The organism is Bradyrhizobium sp. I71, from assembly GCF_022354745.1.
GTDB lineage: Bacteria > Pseudomonadota > Alphaproteobacteria > Rhizobiales > Xanthobacteraceae > Bradyrhizobium > Bradyrhizobium liaoningense.
This window is the reverse complement of the sequence record NZ_CP059398.1, coordinates 3,224,788-3,241,073: the sequence shown is the minus strand read 5'-3', so window position 1 is coordinate 3,241,073 and position 16,286 is coordinate 3,224,788. Positions and strand designations below refer to the sequence as shown.

At 64.8% G+C, this 16,286-nt stretch carries 19 protein-coding genes and 1 pseudogene; 12 read left to right on the top strand and 8 right to left on the bottom strand.

Annotated features, from left to right (window positions below):
* Positions 1-399: 399 nt before the first annotated feature.
* A complete protein-coding gene (rpsT, locus tag FJV43_RS15780) occupies positions 400-666 on the bottom strand; it encodes a 30S ribosomal protein S20 (RefSeq protein WP_028178125.1) in 267 nt (88 codons plus the stop codon).
* Between the two features lie 422 nt (positions 667-1,088).
* Here rpsT and FJV43_RS15775 point away from each other — a divergent pair, with 422 nt between their 5' ends.
* Positions 1,089-1,406 (top strand): hypothetical protein, encoded by a 318-nt coding sequence (locus FJV43_RS15775; protein WP_028178126.1) that lies wholly within the window; start codon positions 1,089-1,091, stop codon positions 1,404-1,406.
* Positions 1,407-1,561: 155 nt separating this feature from the next.
* The gene (locus FJV43_RS15770; protein ID WP_239628323.1) at positions 1,562-2,305 is read left to right on the top strand and encodes a polysaccharide biosynthesis/export family protein; all 744 of its coding nucleotides are present in this window, start codon (positions 1,562-1,564) and stop codon (positions 2,303-2,305) included.
* A gap of 147 nt (positions 2,306-2,452) precedes the next feature.
* Here FJV43_RS15770 and FJV43_RS15765 read toward each other — a convergent pair whose 3' ends face one another.
* The 3 genes from FJV43_RS15765 to FJV43_RS15755 all read right to left on the bottom strand — a co-directional run bounded on the left by FJV43_RS15765 (position 2,453) and on the right by FJV43_RS15755 (position 4,453).
* Positions 2,453-3,124, bottom strand: coding sequence for a dienelactone hydrolase family protein (locus FJV43_RS15765; protein ID WP_239628321.1), 672 nt, complete (start codon positions 3,122-3,124; stop codon positions 2,453-2,455).
* A gap of 204 nt (positions 3,125-3,328) precedes the next feature.
* On the bottom strand, positions 3,329-3,664 hold the full coding sequence (locus FJV43_RS15760) for a hypothetical protein (protein WP_239628319.1): 336 nt from the start codon (positions 3,662-3,664) through the stop codon (positions 3,329-3,331).
* A gap of 3 nt (positions 3,665-3,667) precedes the next feature.
* A complete protein-coding gene (locus FJV43_RS15755; RefSeq protein WP_239628318.1) occupies positions 3,668-4,453 on the bottom strand; it encodes an alpha/beta fold hydrolase in 786 nt (261 codons plus the stop codon).
* Positions 4,454-4,741: 288 nt separating this feature from the next.
* Between FJV43_RS15755 and FJV43_RS15750 the strand changes: the two genes are divergently transcribed.
* The gene (locus FJV43_RS15750) at positions 4,742-5,836 is read left to right on the top strand and encodes an HD domain-containing phosphohydrolase (RefSeq protein WP_239628316.1); all 1,095 of its coding nucleotides are present in this window, start codon (positions 4,742-4,744) and stop codon (positions 5,834-5,836) included.
* Positions 5,837-5,992: 156 nt separating this feature from the next.
* Here the strand turns inward: FJV43_RS15750 and FJV43_RS15745 are convergent, their stop codons facing one another.
* Positions 5,993-7,573 (bottom strand): AMP-binding protein, encoded by a 1,581-nt coding sequence (locus tag FJV43_RS15745; RefSeq protein WP_239628314.1) that lies wholly within the window; start codon positions 7,571-7,573, stop codon positions 5,993-5,995.
* 268 nt (positions 7,574-7,841) lie between these two features.
* A complete protein-coding gene (locus tag FJV43_RS15740) occupies positions 7,842-8,252 on the bottom strand; it encodes a VOC family protein (RefSeq protein WP_239628312.1) in 411 nt (136 codons plus the stop codon).
* Positions 8,253-8,371: 119 nt separating this feature from the next.
* Between FJV43_RS15740 and FJV43_RS15735 the strand changes: the two genes are divergently transcribed.
* The 5 genes and pseudogenes from FJV43_RS15735 (at position 8,372) to FJV43_RS15715 (ending at position 11,419) form a co-directional block, all read left to right on the top strand.
* Positions 8,372-9,346, top strand: a complete 975-nt coding sequence (locus FJV43_RS15735) for a tripartite tricarboxylate transporter substrate binding protein (RefSeq protein WP_239628311.1) — start codon at positions 8,372-8,374, stop codon at positions 9,344-9,346.
* 150 nt (positions 9,347-9,496) lie between these two features.
* Positions 9,497-9,775 carry a DUF3551 domain-containing protein gene (locus FJV43_RS15730; RefSeq protein WP_239628309.1) on the top strand — a complete coding sequence of 93 codons (279 nt, stop codon included), beginning with the start codon at positions 9,497-9,499 and terminating at the stop codon, positions 9,773-9,775.
* 96 nt (positions 9,776-9,871) lie between these two features.
* Positions 9,872-10,324: a metalloregulator ArsR/SmtB family transcription factor gene (locus FJV43_RS15725; RefSeq protein ID WP_239628308.1), complete on the top strand. Its 453-nt coding sequence runs from the start codon at positions 9,872-9,874 to the stop codon at positions 10,322-10,324.
* 8 nt (positions 10,325-10,332) lie between these two features.
* Positions 10,333-10,668: pseudogene (locus FJV43_RS15720) on the top strand (SRPBCC domain-containing protein); the annotation flags it as partial.
* Positions 10,669-10,684: 16 nt separating this feature from the next.
* Positions 10,685-11,419 (top strand): thioredoxin family protein, encoded by a 735-nt coding sequence (locus tag FJV43_RS15715; protein ID WP_239628306.1) that lies wholly within the window; start codon positions 10,685-10,687, stop codon positions 11,417-11,419.
* A 151-nt stretch (positions 11,420-11,570) separates the two neighbouring features.
* Here FJV43_RS15715 and FJV43_RS15710 read toward each other — a convergent pair whose 3' ends face one another.
* On the bottom strand, positions 11,571-12,815 hold the full coding sequence (locus FJV43_RS15710) for a trypsin-like peptidase domain-containing protein (protein ID WP_239629434.1): 1,245 nt from the start codon (positions 12,813-12,815) through the stop codon (positions 11,571-11,573).
* A 202-nt stretch (positions 12,816-13,017) separates the two neighbouring features.
* Between FJV43_RS15710 and FJV43_RS15705 the strand changes: the two genes are divergently transcribed.
* The 4 genes from FJV43_RS15705 (at position 13,018) to FJV43_RS15690 (ending at position 15,509) form a co-directional block, all read left to right on the top strand.
* The gene (locus FJV43_RS15705; RefSeq protein WP_239628304.1) at positions 13,018-13,635 is read left to right on the top strand and encodes a hypothetical protein; all 618 of its coding nucleotides are present in this window, start codon (positions 13,018-13,020) and stop codon (positions 13,633-13,635) included.
* Positions 13,622-13,996 (top strand): transcriptional regulator, encoded by a 375-nt coding sequence (locus FJV43_RS15700; RefSeq protein ID WP_239628303.1) that lies wholly within the window; start codon positions 13,622-13,624, stop codon positions 13,994-13,996. The genes FJV43_RS15705 and FJV43_RS15700 overlap by 14 nt, the downstream gene beginning before the upstream one ends.
* A gap of 31 nt (positions 13,997-14,027) precedes the next feature.
* Positions 14,028-14,768 (top strand): di-trans,poly-cis-decaprenylcistransferase, encoded by a 741-nt coding sequence (locus FJV43_RS15695; protein ID WP_239628301.1) that lies wholly within the window; start codon positions 14,028-14,030, stop codon positions 14,766-14,768.
* Between the two features lie 255 nt (positions 14,769-15,023).
* Positions 15,024-15,509, top strand: coding sequence for a cyclic nucleotide-binding domain-containing protein (locus FJV43_RS15690; protein ID WP_239628299.1), 486 nt, complete (start codon positions 15,024-15,026; stop codon positions 15,507-15,509).
* Here the strand turns inward: FJV43_RS15690 and FJV43_RS15685 are convergent.
* Positions 15,448-16,275 carry a metallophosphoesterase family protein gene (locus FJV43_RS15685; RefSeq protein WP_239628297.1) on the bottom strand — a complete coding sequence of 276 codons (828 nt, stop codon included), beginning with the start codon at positions 16,273-16,275 and terminating at the stop codon, positions 15,448-15,450. The genes FJV43_RS15690 and FJV43_RS15685 overlap by 62 nt on opposite strands.
* Positions 16,276-16,286: the final 11 nt, after the last annotated feature.

Here is a 16,286-nt window from a genome sequence, read left to right as displayed (position 1 = left end):
GGCCACCGCCAAAATTTTTTTACAAATTCGTCACGCGCCCGACGTGCGAGCGAATTTTCCAAATGCTTGTCGCTGCTATGTTGATAAGTGATTATTGGTGCATCGCTTTTCGAGACTGGTTTTGCAGGGTAACTCCAAGGCACACGCGGCCCAGTGAATCTACGGTGTGCAGAACTCTCGTTCGCGCCAATTCAATTCGAGCCCGCGGCGCAGGGGTTTTTTGCAACGCGGTGAAGCTTCCGCCGTTGCAACTCGTCGGCAAGATAACGCAGACGATGCGTCCACGGTCGAACTTCGCATGACCGCTTGCGTGAATATGACAGTCAACAAAAAAGCCCGGCGTGATGCCGGGCTGTTTGACGCGCTGACCGGATCGACCGATCAGATGATGTCGCGAGATTACTTCGCGAGCTTGGCGATCTGCGCGGTGAGGCGCGAGACTTTGCGGCTGGCGTTGTTCTTGTGAATGATGTTGCGCTGGGCGGCACGCATCAGAGCGGGCTCGGCAGACGCGAGTGCCTTCACGGCAGCGGCGCGGTCGCCGGTCTTGATGGCTTCCTCGACGGTGCGCACGGCGCCGCGCATCTGGGTGCGGCGCGACTTGTTGACGGCGGTGCGGCGGGCGATCTTGCGCGTCGCTTTCTTGGCGGAAGTGGTATTGGCCATGGTCTCAATGTCCTTTGCGGGTACCGGTCGCGTCTTGGTCGGGTAGCGCCGGCTTGCTTGACCGCGTAATCGACGCTCGGATTTAGGGTGTTCGGTTGCTGGGCCGTTCCCGGAACATGAGCGACGGCCTTGCGGCTGTCTCTGAGGCTCCAAAGAGTCTTCAAGCTCGAGAGAGTCTTCAAGCTCAAGGTGCCTGCAACTGCTCAAAGAACAGCGGCGGCAGGATTGCGCCCACCGCCAATTGGCGCCCTTATAGAGAGGGTCTTTGGCACCGTCAACGCTTTCGGGAGCTGGAAATCCGGCCTTTGGCGGCCTGGACGGAGCCGTAACGCCCTGAAGAGGTTGAATTTCTGCCGTCGTCCGGCTATTGGCTGGCAACGTTCCAGGAGGTCGTCCGATCGGACGACCATCGTAGGTGAGGCATGATCCGCGGCTTTTTCCGACTGATTGGGCTGTTGCTGCTCGCCGGCGGGTTCATCTTCATGGTCTATGACGGCGCCCGCTGGGTGGCCGACCAGACCCTCAGGTTCACCCGGTTCGGCCAGTTCTGGAACGATATCAATCAGGCCAGCCAGGCGGCGTTCCGCACCTGGGTCGAGGCCAAGGCGCCCTGGCTCTGGACCTCGGTGATCCGCCTCGTGCTGGATCAGCCGGTCTTCGCCGTGCTCGGCATTCTGGGCATTCTCCTGATGATCCTGTTCCGGCCGCGCAAGCCGTTGATCGGCTATTCCCGGGATTGATCTTCAATTCCCGTGGCGCAGGATTTCAGGTGCGTCGCTATCGCGAAGCCTCGGAATGATAGCGCGGCGGCCCTGCAACCAAAGCCCCCGTTCAACGCTTTATTAACCATAACCGGTGCATCACTGGGGCCGTCTCGTTTCGAGGGATAGGTCCGGTGCCGGTTGCACGCGCGTTTCGATGGTCGATCTTGGCAGCGTCCCTGGCCGCGTCCGCCGCGCTTGCCCTTGGCGGCTGCATGCAGACCGCCGGTCCCGTCGCGGTGATGCAGCCGCGCGCCGATCTCGACTCCATGGCCTATGGCCAGCCCTACAGCGCGCCGCAGCCGGTCGTCGTCGCCGACGGCGGCGGCGGCGCCATCGACGCGCTGCGCAACTCCTTTGCCTCGACGCCCGCACCCATGCCGGTCGGCTACGCCGCGCCGATGATGATGCGCAATGGCACTTCCTACCATCTCGACGCCGGCGACAAGCTTCGCGTCGTGGTCTACGGCCAGGAAGGCCTCACCAACAGCTATGCGATCGACGCCGGCGGCTCCATCACCATGCCGCTGATCGGCGCCGTGCCGGCGCGCGGCCGCACCACGGCAGGTCTCGCCGGCGAGATCGCCGCGCGCCTGCGCAACGGCTACATCCGCGAGCCGTCCGTGGCGGTCGAGATCGAGGCCTATCGTCCGTTCTTCATTCTCGGCGAGGTCCTCGCGCCCGGCCAATATCCTTACGTGCCGAACATGACGGTCGAGAGCGCCGTCGCCATTGCCGGCGGTTTCTCGCCGCGCGCCAAGCGCGACCTGGTCACCATCACGCACACCGAGAACGGCGGCGCCATGCGCGCCGTGGTGCCGCTCGGCACCCCCCTCAGCCCCGGCGATACCGTGTTCGTCGGCGAGCGCTGGTTCTAGCTCTCTCCCTCACTCCCGTCATTCCGGGGCGCGCCTCTTGGCGCGAGCCCGGAATCCATCGCGCCACCAACTCCGTCGCCGGATGGATTCCGGGCCTGCACCGCTTCGCGGCGCATCCCGGAATGACGCCCGAGACAGTCGCGCGATCTATCCCAAATGCTTCGCGAAGAACGCCATGCTGCGCGGCCATGCGATGTCGGCGCTGGCCTTGTCGTAGCTGGCGCGCTCGTCGCAATGGAAGCCGTGCTGGGCGCCCGGATAGATGAAGACCTCGACGTCCGGCCGCTTCGCCTTGATCGTCTCGACATCGGTGAGCGGAATGCCGGCATCCTTCTCGCCGAAATGCAACTGCGTCGGCACCTTCGGCGTCTCGTCGGCAAAGCGCACGACGGCGCCGCCGTAATAGCCCACCGCGGCCTTCAGCCCCGACAGCCGCGTCGCCGCGACGAAGGCGACGCTGCCGCCGAGACAGAAGCCGATGATGCCGACGGGGCCGACGCTCTTCACGGCATCGATCGCGGCTTGCGTGTCGCGCAGCATCGCGGCCCAATCCGGATTGGCGACGAACTTGCGCGCCTCCGCGATCTCGTCGGGCGAATAGCCCGACTGGAAGTTCGGCGACGTCCGGTCGAAGATCGACGGCGCGATCGCGACATAGCCTTCTTTGGCGAGGCGGTCGCAGACCGAGCGGATGTGGTGATTGACCCCGAAGATCTCCTGGATCACCACCACCGCGCCCTTCGGCGTGCCGGAGGGGTCAGCCCGATAGGCGCCGAGCTGGAAATTGTCGGAGGCGGTCAGTCTGATGTCCTGTCCCACGCGAATTGTCCTTCTTGATTGGTCGTTAGTTGGGAATTCTACTCGCGCCACAATCTCGTCATGCCCGGGCTTGTCCCGGGCATCCACGTTCTTGGCGCCGCACGAAAGATCGTGGATGGCCGGGACAAGCCCGGCCATGACGATGTGGCAACTTCAATGCGCGACAGCACGGATACGATTTCTCTGTGTCATGAAGGGCCGCCATCATTCCCACATCCAGTTCTCGCCGTAGTCCTCCTTCCATCCCGCCAGCCGTCCGTGACGGAATTGCAGGAACAGGCGGTGACGGTAGGGGATCAGGCCGCTGCCGCCGATGTTGCGAAGCGCGAGATAGATCTCGTTGCCCGGACGTCCCCGGACATATTGCAGCGGCTGGCCGAGGGCGCGCGCGGTCTGCTCGGCATCCATGCCGAAGGCGAGCGGCGTGTTGTTCGACAAGGTCGCGACGAAAGGCTGGCGCGGCGGAACCACGCCGAACGGCTCGGCCTGCGCAGATATCGACAGCAACATCGCGCCCGCAGCCAGCATCGCCCGCTTCATCGCCTACGTCCTTGCCTGATCGACCTGTGCCGGCAAGTTCTTCAGGAAAGGCTCGACCGCGTCAACAAAAGCCTCGGGCTGATCGATGTTGACCGCGTGTCCGGCCGCGGGGATCACGACCTTTTGTGCGCCGGGGATCTTTGCCGCCATGTAGTCGGACGCGGCGAGGAACGGCGTGTCGTCGGCGCCGACCACGATCAGCGTGGGCACCTTGATGTCGGGCAGCAGCTCGATAACACGCGCATCGCGCTGGGTCAGCATGCCGCGCGCGGCAAGCGCCAGCCCGCTGGCGTTGCGATGGCTGGCGGTGGCGCGCTCGCGCGTCGCCGATTTTAGCATCTCGAGGCCTTCGCGGTCGAGCCTGTCGGCGGTGGCAAGCGCCCGCGCGTTCCAGGCTTCGCGCGCGTCGTTCTTCTTGAAGCCAGGGCCAGTGTCGATGATCAGCAGCGCGCGGGTGCGCTTGGGATGCGCGCGATAGAACGCGAGCGACATATAACCCCCGAGCGAGAGACCGCCGATGATGGCGCGCTCGGCGCCGATCGCATCGAGGATCGCCGCCATGTCGCCGACGGTCAGCGCTTCGCTGTATGCGCTCGGATCGTCGGGATAGTCGGACTCGCCGTGGCCGCGCATGTCCCACAAGACCAGCTTGTGATCCCTCGCGAACGCTTCGACCTGCCCATGCCACATCGCCGAAGTCGAGGAATAGCCGTGGGTGAGCAGCAACGGGGGACCTTCGCCATGAACCTCGTAGTAGATCCCGACGCCGTCCCGATTGATCCTTGGCATGTCTTCCGCCTCTTCTTGTTTTCTCACTAAACCTAGCCCGCCGGTCTGTCTGGAGGAAACGACATCGCGGCGATGCCACGCGGCGGGGCGTCCTAAAAGCCCAAGTATTTACAATGGGATTCTACTTTGCATGGGGTTGTTTCGCTATTTCGGTTCTCAACCCTGCCAGGCGAATGCCTAAAATCCTATACATTCTCAGAAGGTTCCATTGAGCACGCCTCTTAAGGGCCAGAGAACCTGATCCGGCTTAGGCTGACGCCAAATTCCGTCCCGTGCCTTGGGGAAGTCATGAACGCCTCAGCGAAACCCGCCGCCAAACGTCGGCTCCTGCTCGCCTCCGATCGCAGCGACGAGAGCAGCGAGCTCGCCAGCATTCTGAAAGCGGTCGGCGACGTCTCGACAGTGACGACGGAGGCCATCCCCGCCCAGCCCGCGCGCGATCTCTCCGGCCTCGTGGTCGACATCAACCTGCGCTCGCCCGAGAGCGTGCAGCGGGTCCGCAACAAGCTGCGCGGCGATGCCTACCGTTCGATGCCGCGGCTGTTCGTGCTCGCGGATGCCCTGCATCACGGCACCATGCAGGCCTGGGCGTTGGGGGCCACCGACACCATCTCGCGGCCGCTTCAGCCCGAGGCCATCCTTCAGCGTATCCGCGCCGCCTTCCCGGACACTGCCGCCTATGATGCGACCGATCGCGGCAAGACGCTCAACCGCGGCGTCGAGGCGGCGCACGCGGTGCTGGCCAAGATGTTCGAGAAGATGCCGCTCGGCGTGCCCCTGACCTTCGACGACGTCATTGCGGCCGAGAGCAAGATTCTGAAGGCGATCAAGCATTCCTCGCTGCGCGAATGGCTGACCACGGTCGGCTGCCACCATGTCGGCAGCTATCGCCATTGCCTGTTCGTCACCGGCTTCGCCGTCGCCTTCGCCCAGCATCTCGGCATGCGCGAGGACGACCAGCGCCGCCTGACCCGCGCCGCGCTGTTGCACGACGTCGGCAAGGCCTTCGTTCCCGCCGCGCTGCTCGAGAAGCCCGGCAAGCTCACCGACGAGGAGATGGAAGAGGTGCGCCAGCATCCGCGTCGCGGCTATGAAGCGCTCGCCGCACAAGGCGGCTTCCCGCCGGAGATGCTGGACGTGGTGCTGCATCATCACGAATTCCTCGACGGCTCCGGCTATCCGAACGGCCTGTCGTCGAACCAGATCAGCGACATCGTGCGGCTGACGACGATCGTCGACATCTACGCCGCCCTGGTGGAGAAGCGCGCTTACCGCATGCCCTTCACCCACTCCCGCGCGTTCACGATGATGGAAGGCATGGGCGGCAAGCTCGACCAGCAGCTGCTGCAGGCATTCAGGCCGGTGGCGTTGGGATCGTTCTAGGGCGCCGATCGCTCCGACCTCGTCATTGCGAGGAGCTCGCGACAAAATTGCGTAGCAATCTTGCGCTGTAGCGACGAAGCAATCCAGACTGCCTCCGCGGAGAAAAATTGGATTGCTTCGCTTCGCTCGCAATGACGGGTCGAACAGTGTTTGCGCCTAACTCACCATCTTCCTCAACTCCGCCTTCGCCACCTTCTCCAGCGTCGAGCGCGGCATGTCGTCGACGAGCCTGAGCTCGCGCGGCACCTTGAAGTCGGCGAGGTCCTTGCGGCAGGCGGCCATCACCCTGTCATGCAGATCGGGCGCGGCGCCCGCGACGCCGCCCTGCGGGATGATGAAGACGACCGGCACCTCGTCCAGCATCGGATGCGTCTTCGCCACCACCGCCGCCTCGCGCACGCCGGGGACCAGCGCGATCACCTGCTCGATCTCGGAGGCCGCGACGTTCTCGCCGCCGACCTTCAGCATGTCCTTGGCGCGATCGCCGAACTTGATGTAGCCGTTCGCAAGCCGCTCGACGCGGTCGCCGGTGAGAAAGAAGCCGTGCTCGTCGAAACTCTCGCGCGTCGCCTTCTCGTTGTGCAGATATTCGGCGAACAACGACAGGCCGGGGATGCCCTTGATCGCGAGATTGCCGGTGCCGCCGACTTCCGTGGGCCGGCCATCGTCATCGGTGATGCGGATCCGGTATTCGGGCGCGGCGCGGCCGATCGACATCGGGATGTTGGGCTGATCGACCTCGCCGACGATGCCGTGGGTGATGGTCTCGGTCATGCCCCACCAGCCGATGACCTTGACCCCGAACGCGGCGAAGGCCGGCGGCTCGTTGATCGCCGTGCCCCACAGGCGGAATTTGTGGTCCTTCGGGATCTCCTGCTCGAGCAGGGCCTTCATGCAGAACGGAATGGTCGAGGTCCAGGTCGCGCCGTGCTCGCGCGCGACGCTCCAGAACCGGCTGGCGGAGAAGCGCGGCTGGATCACGCAGGAGCCGCCGACCCACAGCGTCGCCAGCATGGAGTAGGCCAGCGCATTGGTGTGGAACAGCGGCAGATAGGTCTGGTGCACGTCGCTTGCATGCAGATCCTCATGCGCGGCGTTGATCTTGGCGCCCCACAGCGCATTGGCATGGGTCCACAGCACCGCTTTCGGCCGCGACGTGGTGCCGGAGGTGTACTGCACGCTGCAAGGCGCCAGCGGATCGGCCGTCCGTTGCGGGCGGTCGGCGCTGTCGGCGAACACCGCCTCAAAACTGTCGCCGCGCGAGACGGCCTGCGCAGGCGCCGTGCCGGCGTCATGCGATGTCACCGCCATCCAGCGAATGTTGCGGCAGTTCTGCGCGACGACCGCCGCATAGGAGGGCTGCGTGATCGCGGCGACTGCGCCGCAATGATCGGCGAAATACTCGATCTCCGCCGGCGCCGAGCGGGTGTTGGTGGTGACCGCGATGGCGCCGAGCTCGACACAGGCAAACCAGGCCAGCATCGCCTCGATGCAATTGTCGAGATGGATGAGCACATATTCGCCGGGCTTGACGCCACGCTTGGCCAGCCCTGCCGCGAGCGCACCGACTCGCTCGTGAAATTCGCCATAGCTCCAGTGCCGCGCCGGCTCCTCGAACGGCGCCCAGATCAGGAACGGATGGGAGCTGCGCACCTCGGCGCGCATCCTCAAGAGCCAGGGCACGTCGAGCCCGTCGAAGGGGCTCACGATTCCGGCGGCGGTTTTCTGGATAGCCATGGGTCCTCCCGTGCAGCCTGCATCTTGCTGGCGGCTGCTTCTTGATGATTGCGTCTTCCTGCCATCCGGTGGCGCGGGAAGCAAATCTGGGGGCGTATGTCGTCCGCGCTCCCTCGGCCGTCATTGCGAGCGAAGCGAAGCAATCCGGACTGTCTCCGCCGAGCCAGTCCGGATTGCTTCGTCGCTACAGCGCAAAATTGCTACGCAATTTTGTCGCGCGCTCCTCGCAATGACGGTGTTTGGGGCGGGCGGTGCGGTCCTGTCGGCCTCAATCCTCGTACGACGAGATCTCGATCAAGCTGCCATCCGGGTCCCTGCAATAGACCGAGCGCAGCGTGCCGCGCGCGCCTTGCCTCGGGCCTGGGCCTGCTTCGATCGCGACGCCATGTGCCTGCAAATGCGCCACCACCTCGTCCGGTGTGGCCGAGGTGAGAAAGCACAGATCCTCGCTGCCGGCGGTCGGGTGGCTGGCGGTGAACCACTCCACTTTATCTGCATCGCGTTGCCGGACGTTGATCTTCTGGTTACCGAATTCAAGCAAAGTGCGGGGCGGCTTGCCGCCGCCAGGATCGAACAGCTTGACTTCCATGCCGAGAATCTTGCGATACCACTCCGCGGTCACCGCGACATCGCTGACATTGATCACGAGATGATCCAGGGCGTGAACCTTGACCGGCATGTCTCATCCTTTCGTCGTGATGCGCGCTGCGCACTTTCCGCCTGTGGCAAGCTTTGTTACAACCGACGCGACTTTCAAGCTATCCGACTTTCAAGAACAACACTGGGAGAACCCTTGAGATGATCACTCGCCGTACCGCGCTGGGCCTGCTCGCCGCCAGTCCGCTTGCAGCCACCCCGCTGTCGAAGGCCCTTGCCGCCGATTACCCCGCCCGTCCGGTGAAATGGGTGGTCGGCTATCCGCCGGGCGGTGCCACCGACATCCTGGCGCGGCTGCTCGGCCAGCGGCTTTCGGAAAAGCTCGGCCAGCAATTCGTGGTCGAGAACAAGCCGGGCGCCGGGAACAATATCGCCACCGAATCGGTCGTCAATGCCGAGCCCGACGGCTACACGCTGCAGCTGGTCAATCCGGCCAACTACATCAATGCCTCGCTCTACGCCAACCTGAAGTTCAACTTCGTGCGCGACATCGCGCCGGTCGCCTCGTTCCAGCGGGTGCCGAACGTGATGACCGTCAACAAGGACGTGCCGGCCAAGAACGTCGCCGAGTTCATCGAATATGTGAAGGCCAATCCCGGCAAGGTCAACATGGCCTCGTCAGGCAACGGCACCTCGGTGCATCTGTCCGGCGAGATGTTCATGGCCATGACCGGCTGCAAGATGCAGCACGTGCCCTATCGCGGCGCGGCGCCCGCGATCACCGACATGCTCGGCGGCCAGGTGCAGGTGATCTTCGACAACATGCCCTCGATCATCCAGCACATCCGCTCCGGCTCGCTTCGTGCGATCGGCGTCACCACGGCGGAGCGCTCGCCGCAATTGCCCGACGTGCAGACGGTCGCCGAGACCGTCAAGGGCTACGAGGCCAGCGCGCTGTTCGGGATGGGCGCGCCGAAGAACACGCCAAAGGAGATCATCGCCAAGCTCAACGCCGAGGTCAACGCGCTGATGAAGGAGCCCGACATGGCCAAGCGTCTGGTCGAGCTCGGCGGCGAGCCGAGGGTGCAGACGCCCGAGGCGTTCGGCGAAGAGATCAAGGCCGAGACCGAGAAGTGGAAGAAGGTCGTCGAGTTCGCCGGCCTGAAGGTCGAGTAGCGATCTTGTGATGATCGAGATGGAGCCCTGCCGTTCGGCAGGGCTTTTTTCTTGCGCGCTCAATGCCAGTTGATCTGGAATAAAAGGCTGCAACGAAACCTGATGATATGTGGGGCCGTATCTCGTGTCACAGAGAGAGGAATTGGTATCATGCGCATGATGCAATTGGCGCTGCCGGCGCTGGCCGCCATGGCTCTCGTCGGATTCGCCGCCAGCACCCCCGCCACCGCGCACGATTATCCCTGGTGCGCGCAGGGCGGCGAGTACGATTATCCCGGCGAATGCGCCTACAGCACCTATGAGCAGTGCCAGGCCAGCGTCTCCGGCCGCCTGCTGTTCTGCGATCGCAATCCTCGCTTTGCCTACGGCCAGCAACAGGTCCCTCAACCGCGGCCGCACCGGCGCGCGCGGCCTGTCACTCCGTACTGATCGCGCTTCGCACGCTCGCCCGATCACGCAGTCATGCGGACCCGTGCGAACGGGTTCCTGCTTGACGCCTTTCCGTTCGAGTCTATACTAAACCACATGGTTAAGTATAAGGACGAGACGCTGGACCGGACCTTTGCGGCGCTGTCCGACCCGACACGGCGTGCGCTGCTCGCACGCCTCGGCGAGCAGGACGGCCTGACGGTGAGCGAGCTGGCGGCCCCGTTTCCGGTCTCGCTGCCGGCGATCATGAAGCATCTCGACGTGCTCACGGATGCCGGCCTGATCATGCGGGAGAAGACCGGACGCACGGTCGCCTGCCGGCTCAGCGCGCAGCCGATGGAGCAGGCGATGAACTGGCTCAATCGCTATGCGCAGTTCTGGTCCCACAATTTCGATCGTCTCGCCGCCTTCGTGGAGGATGAGAAATGGCCAACCCAGCCGCCAACGTCGCCGAACGCCCGGCAGAACGTCCAAGCCTCACGCTCACGCGCCGGCTCCGCGCGCCGCCCGAAAAGGTCTACGCCGCCTGGACGCAAGGCCCCCAGCTAGCGCAATGGTTCGGGCCGCCGAACATGAAGCCGGCGACGCTTCAGGCCGAGCTCGACGTCCGCGTCGGCGGCCGCTACCGCATCAGCTTCATTCGCGACGACGGCGAATATTTCGAAGCCGGCGGCCTCTATCGCGAGGTGGTGCCGAACGAGCTGCTCGTCTTTACCTGGGCCTGGCACTCGACGCCGGAGCGTGAATCCCTGGTGACGATCTCGCTGAAGCCGGACGGTGCCGGCACCTTGATGGTCTTCCATCACGCCCAGTTCTTCGACGAGACCGCACGCAACAACCACCAGCGCGGCTGGAGCTCGTTCCTCGACAAGCTCGACGCCTTCGTCGCCTGACGCCAGGGAGAACGCCATGCAGCACCATCAGATCGTCTCGCGCGAGCAATGGATCATCGCGCGCAGGGCCCATCTGGCGCGCGAGAAGGAGCTCACGGCGGCCCGCGAGCGCCTCGCCGAGGAGCGCCGCGCCTTGCCCTGGGTCAAGGTCGACAAGGCCTATCAATTCGACGGGCCGAACGGCATCGTGTCGCTCGGCGACCTGTTCAGAGGCCGTCCGCAGCTCGTCGTGCAGCATGTGATGTTCGCACCCGACTGGGACGCGGCCTGCAAGAGCTGCTCGTTCTGGGCCGACGGTTTCGAACGCATGGTGCCGCATCTGGCCGCGCGCGACACGTCCATGGTTGCGGTCTCGCTGGCACCCAGCGCAAAGCTCGAGGCTTTCAGGAAGCGGATGGGCTGGACCTTTGACTGGGTCTCCTCAGGCGGCACCGACTTCAACCACGATTACGGCGTGACGTTCTCGCAGGAGGAGATTGCGAGCGGCGAGCCCACGTACAATTTCGGCACGACCGCGATCCACGGTCCGGAGCTGCCAGGCATCAGCGTGTTCTACCGCGACGAGGCCGGCGAGATCTTCCATACCTATTCCTGCTTCGCCCGCGGCCTCGACATGATGAACGCCGCCTATCAGTATCTCGACCTCACGCCGCTCGGTCGTCACGAGGAGGGGCTGCCCTATCCGATGGACTGGGTTCGCCTGCGCGACCAGTACGAGCCGCAGGCGAAGGCGGCGTGCTGTCAGGGGTGAGGGAGCACGCTGGAGCCCCATCAGAAAGTGCCATCGCCCGGCTTGACCGATCCAGTACTCCAAGACGGGCGTCGTTGAATCGCGAAGCCGCGGCGCACTGGATTCCCCGCCTTCGCGGGGAATGACGGCGGTGATTGAAGCGCAGCTCACGCTACCGCTTCGCGTCCGCCTGCTCTGTCCCGTTGCATGAGATCAGCATCGTATAGGGCCGGGCGTTGGCGGCGATGTCGGTGGTCTTGAGCTCGCCCTTTGGTTCGGCGGTCTGATAGGGCACCACGGAATTGTCCAGGAAGTCGCGCAGCACGCCGGTCTTGATGGCGAAGTTGATGTTCTCGGGAATGTTGCCGGTCGCAGCGGCAATACGCAATGCGGGGATCTTTCCGGTGACCACGCCCACGACATGGCCGGTGCTATCGAACAGCGGCCCGCCGCTATTGCCGGGCTGTACGGGTGCACTGATTTGCAGGAAGCGCGAGTCGTTGCGCATGCCGCTGAGCGAGCTCACGATGCCGGTCGTCACGGTGAAGTCCGAGGTCAGCAGTCCGTGGTAGGGAAAACCGATCGCGACCACGGAATCGCCGGAGCGGATGGAGCGGTCACGAATTCTGGCGAAGTCCTTGAATGTCGTCGCCGACGGTGCCTGCAACAGGGCGAGATCGTTGTTGGAGTCGCTCGACACGACGCGCAGCACCATTGCGGCCTCGCCGGTGAGATTGCCCTTGATGTCGCCGGCGCAGCCGTCGACCACATGGTGGTTGGTGACGATGTGCCCGCTCGCGCTCACCACGAAGCCGGTGCCGCTCTTGGACCGCGCAGGTTTGCCGCCAGCTGGCGGTGACGCCTGTCTCTCCGACGTCGCTGCCGGCTTGGCCGCACCTTTGGTGAAGTCGCCGGCCTTGTCGAGCCCGTCGGCTTTCACCTTGCTCACACAATTGGCCAATGCCGAGATGACCGGCCCGGTCGATGTCAGATCGAAATTCAGAACGGCGCGGCCGGCTGTTGCCACCATAAGGCTCGCCTTCTGAAACGTACGCACGACCTTGAGCGGCATGATGGCCGTGAGCATGTTGGACTGATACGCTGTAGCGTACAGCCTGGCTTGCTCCTGCCCGTCAAAGGTCACGTCGATCGCGGCGCTCTCGCCCTTGTTGAAGCGGTAGCTGGGACTCGCAAAGGCGAGCGACCAGGTGCCGGCGGCATTTTGGCTCACGACGAGGATGACACCGTTCGCATAGGGCGTTGTCGCGGCGCAATGGGAGAAGGCGCCCGTCTGATCGTTGCTGAAGGCGCCGCCGATCCAGTTGCCAACATTGACGCTACCGAACGGTCCCGCCGCATTCGCGCCGACAACACTCACATGCAATACAAACGCAACGACGAACGACCTCAGCCACATACCAGCCCCCTGGAACGCTTCCGGGTCCATCTTATCCGCCAGGGTATGTGGCGCGCAACCGCCAGTTGTCCGCTCGCGTCCGGTCGGGCCGCCGCGACATTCGGGCTTGCCTTTGCTTTGCGGCGCCATATACTTTGCAACACAAAGTAACGGGACATCACGTCCCGAAACGCCCCGGGTGGAACGAGGATTTACGTTGCCGATGCGCGATCTCGACAAGGCGCTGGCCGACATCGTGGCGATCCGCAGCCAGATTGCGGCGGGCACCGCCTTCCGCGGCTACGGCCCGGCGACGATGGTGGCGACCGGCGCTGTCGCGCTCATCACCGCGGTTCTGCAGTTCTGGCTGCTGGATGACCCCACCGGCGAGCCGCTCGGATTCTTCATCGGCTGGCTCAGTGCCGCCGTGCTGTCGGGGCTGATGATCGGCATCGAGATGCGGGCGCGTTCGCGCCGTCACCATTCGGGCCTGGCGGATGCCATGATCCACCAGGCCGTCGAGCAGTTCCTGCCGGCAGGCGTTGCCGGCGTGCTGCTCGCGGTGGTGATGTGGAAGTTCGCGAGCGAGACGCTGTGGCTGCTGCCGGGCCTGTGGCAGATCCTGGTGTCGCTCGGCATCTTTGCCTCGGTCCGCTCACTGCCGCGCACCGTCGCACTCGCCGGCGCCTGGTATTTCGTGTCCGGCTTTGCGGTGGTGGTGCTGGCAAGCCGAACCCATACGCTGTCGCCATGGACCATGGGGCTGCCCTTCGTGATCGGGCAATCGGTGATGGCGGCCATTCTGCATTTCGTGTCTGGAGACAATGATGTCGAAGACTGACAGCGCGCCCTTCTCCTATGAAGGACTCGACCGCGTGATCCACGAGAAGGCGAGGCTCGGGCTTCTGACCTCGCTGATGGCGCATCCCAAGGGGCTGGCATTCGGCGATCTCAAGCAGCTCTGCGGCCTCACCGACGGCAATCTCAGCCGGCACCTCGCCGTGCTCCAGGACGCGGGCCTCGTCGAGATGACCAAGGGCTACGAGGGCAACCGCCCGCACACGACCTGTCGCCTGACCAAGGCCGGCCGCCGCCGTTTCCTCGACTATCTCGCCGTGCTCGAGCGGCTGGTGCGCGACGCGGCGAAAGCCGCCGGCCGCGAGGCGCCGCCGCTCGGCCGCCTCGGTATCGCCTCGACCTGATTCTCCCCTTTTATTGACCGGAGACTTTGCAATGCAAAGCGAATCCACGTCGCGCAACGAGAAGCTTCATGTCGGCATCATCATGGACGGCAACGGCAGATGGGCGACGCGGCGCGGCCTGTCCCGCGTGCGCGGCCACGAGGCCGGCGTCGAGAGCATCCGCCGGATCGTCGAGGCCGCGCCCAAGCAGGGCATCGGCACGCTGACGCTTTACGCCTTCTCGGCCGACAATTGGCGGAGGCCGAGGGCGGAGGTCGCGGCGCTGATGACCTTGCTGCGCTTCTATCTCGCCAACGAGGTGCAGAGCCTGGTCAGGAACGGCGTGCGTCTCACCGTGATCGGCCGCCGCGACCGGCTGCCTGACGGCATCGCCACCGCGATCACGCGCGCCGAAGAGACGACCGCCCGCGGAAGCGCGCTGCATCTGCGCATCGCCGTGGATTACTCGGCTCGCGATGCGATCCTCAACGCGGCGGCCAAAGCGGCCGCGCTCACCAGCCTCACCCGCGAAGCGTTCTCGCAGCTCGTCACCGGCGAGGCTGGCCTTCGCGACGTAGATCTCATCATCCGCACCTCGGGCGAGAAGCGGCTGTCGGACTTCCTGCTGTGGGAGGGCGCCTATGCCGAGCTGCATTTCACCGAGCGGATGTGGCCCGAATTCGATGCCGGCGATCTCACCGAGGCGCTCGCCGCCTTCCACGGCCGCGAGCGCCGCTTCGGCGGGCTTCGGGCGATCGTGCCGGAGGAGGTACCCTCGCTCTCCCGGGTGTGACGCACGGCACGCGAGAACGCGCTGTTCGTTTTCAGCCGCAAGGTTGGCAGCATAGACGATGCGGCCGGTGCGCGGCCTCGGACATGCGAGGCCTGGCGACGGAGGCGGGTTTTGGGGATACCGGCCCTGGAGACTGGCGGTTGGTCCACCTCGCCAAGTGCCGCCGCGCCCGTCATAGGCGCGTTGATTTGTCGTGTGGCACGGATCATGCTCTGGTCTGGGGGGATAGGGTCCGCAGCGACGGGAGCTTCTGCGATGCGCGCAGTCCTGGACTATTGCACCGGCGGAACGGAGCGGCAGGTCGCCGCCGGCACGCTGATTGTCAGCGAGGGTGGCACCAGCGGCCACCTCTATGTGCTGATGCAAGGCAAGCTCGAGGTGCTCAAGGGTGAGATGGTGGTGGCTACCGTCACCGAACCCGGCGCCGTGCTCGGCGAGATGTCCGTGCTGCTGGGCCAGCCGCACACCGCCACCGTGCGGGCCTGCACCGACGCGATCGTCTATGAGTTCGAGGACGCCGCCTCGTTCCTCGAGAAGGAGCCGGGTGTGGCCCTGCTGATCGCAAAGATGCTGGCGCAGCGGCTCAATGTCGCCAACACCTATCTCGCCGATCTCAAGCGGCAATATGCCGGCCAGGGCACGCATCTGGCCATGGTCGGCGAGGTGCTCCAGAGCATGATCAACCTGCCGCCGCTTGAGGTCTCGCCAGGCTCGGATCGGAAATCCGATCCAAGAATGTGAGCCAGTCGGGCGGCGCCTCGATGGGGGCGGCGGGGCGCTTCAGCGGCGCATTCAGGTCGATCCACTGGGCTTCGCCGGCCGCGAGCCAGAACGCCTTGTCCGCGTCGAGGTCGAGGACGATGCAGGTCGGCGGCCGGCCGGGTTGCAGGCCGGTGTTGAAGACCCAGGTCTGGCCCAGCCGGTCGAACCACGAGCCGCCGGTGATGAACGGCGACTGGTGCACATGGCCCGAGATCACCATCGACGGCTGGTATTGCATGATCCATTGCACCAGCTCGACGTCGCCGAAGAAGCGCTTGCCGCCCCAGCTCGTCGGTGAATCGGCCGGCGGCGCGTGATGCGCCCAGATCCAGCGCCGCAGCCGGCCGGTGGCGGCATCGTGCAACTGTTCGACGATGCGCTGCTTCACCAGGGGCCCGTCCCACCACGGGCACACCGTGAACAGGGTGTCACCGATGACGAGGCTGTCGCCGTCGCAGGCGATGCCCAGCTCGCGCACCTCCGAAATCCAGCGTGCGACCTTCTCGCCTTCGGCGTTGCGCTCATCCAGGTCGTGATTGCCGGAGCAGAGGATCACGCGGGTCTGCGCGGCCAGCAGCGCGAGGTACTTCTTCACCACCACGATCTGGGCGCGGAAGTCCACGATCGAGCCGATGTCGAGCGCATCGCCGGCGAAGATCACGAGGTCGAATTGCGGCGCCGCGCTGACCAGCCAGTCGAGCTGGGGCAGCGAATAGTGCAGGTCGGCCACGACCAGGCAACGCATCGAAAATCCGT

Coding starts and splice junctions, on each gene's coding strand:
- rpsT (WP_028178125.1), bottom strand. CDS start 666: ATGGCCAATACCACTTCCGCCAAGAAAGCGACGCGCAAGATCGCCCGC.
- FJV43_RS15775 (WP_028178126.1), top strand. CDS start 1,089: ATGATCCGCGGCTTTTTCCGACTGATTGGGCTGTTGCTGCTCGCCGGC.
- FJV43_RS15760 (WP_239628319.1), bottom strand. CDS start 3,664: ATGAAGCGGGCGATGCTGGCTGCGGGCGCGATGTTGCTGTCGATATCT.
- FJV43_RS15755 (WP_239628318.1), bottom strand. CDS start 4,453: ATGCCAAGGATCAATCGGGACGGCGTCGGGATCTACTACGAGGTTCAT.
- FJV43_RS15750 (WP_239628316.1), top strand. CDS start 4,742: ATGAACGCCTCAGCGAAACCCGCCGCCAAACGTCGGCTCCTGCTCGCC.
- FJV43_RS15745 (WP_239628314.1), bottom strand. CDS start 7,573: ATGGCTATCCAGAAAACCGCCGCCGGAATCGTGAGCCCCTTCGACGGG.
- FJV43_RS15740 (WP_239628312.1), bottom strand. CDS start 8,252: ATGCCGGTCAAGGTTCACGCCCTGGATCATCTCGTGATCAATGTCAGC.
- FJV43_RS15735 (WP_239628311.1), top strand. CDS start 8,372: ATGATCACTCGCCGTACCGCGCTGGGCCTGCTCGCCGCCAGTCCGCTT.
- FJV43_RS15730 (WP_239628309.1), top strand. CDS start 9,497: ATGCGCATGATGCAATTGGCGCTGCCGGCGCTGGCCGCCATGGCTCTC.
- FJV43_RS15725 (WP_239628308.1), top strand. CDS start 9,872: ATGGTTAAGTATAAGGACGAGACGCTGGACCGGACCTTTGCGGCGCTG.
- FJV43_RS15715 (WP_239628306.1), top strand. CDS start 10,685: ATGCAGCACCATCAGATCGTCTCGCGCGAGCAATGGATCATCGCGCGC.
- FJV43_RS15710 (WP_239629434.1), bottom strand. CDS start 12,815: ATGTGGCTGAGGTCGTTCGTCGTTGCGTTTGTATTGCATGTGAGTGTT.
- FJV43_RS15705 (WP_239628304.1), top strand. CDS start 13,018: ATGCGCGATCTCGACAAGGCGCTGGCCGACATCGTGGCGATCCGCAGC.
- FJV43_RS15700 (WP_239628303.1), top strand. CDS start 13,622: ATGTCGAAGACTGACAGCGCGCCCTTCTCCTATGAAGGACTCGACCGC.
- FJV43_RS15695 (WP_239628301.1), top strand. CDS start 14,028: ATGCAAAGCGAATCCACGTCGCGCAACGAGAAGCTTCATGTCGGCATC.
- FJV43_RS15690 (WP_239628299.1), top strand. CDS start 15,024: ATGCGCGCAGTCCTGGACTATTGCACCGGCGGAACGGAGCGGCAGGTC.
- FJV43_RS15685 (WP_239628297.1), bottom strand. CDS start 16,275: ATGCGTTGCCTGGTCGTGGCCGACCTGCACTATTCGCTGCCCCAGCTC.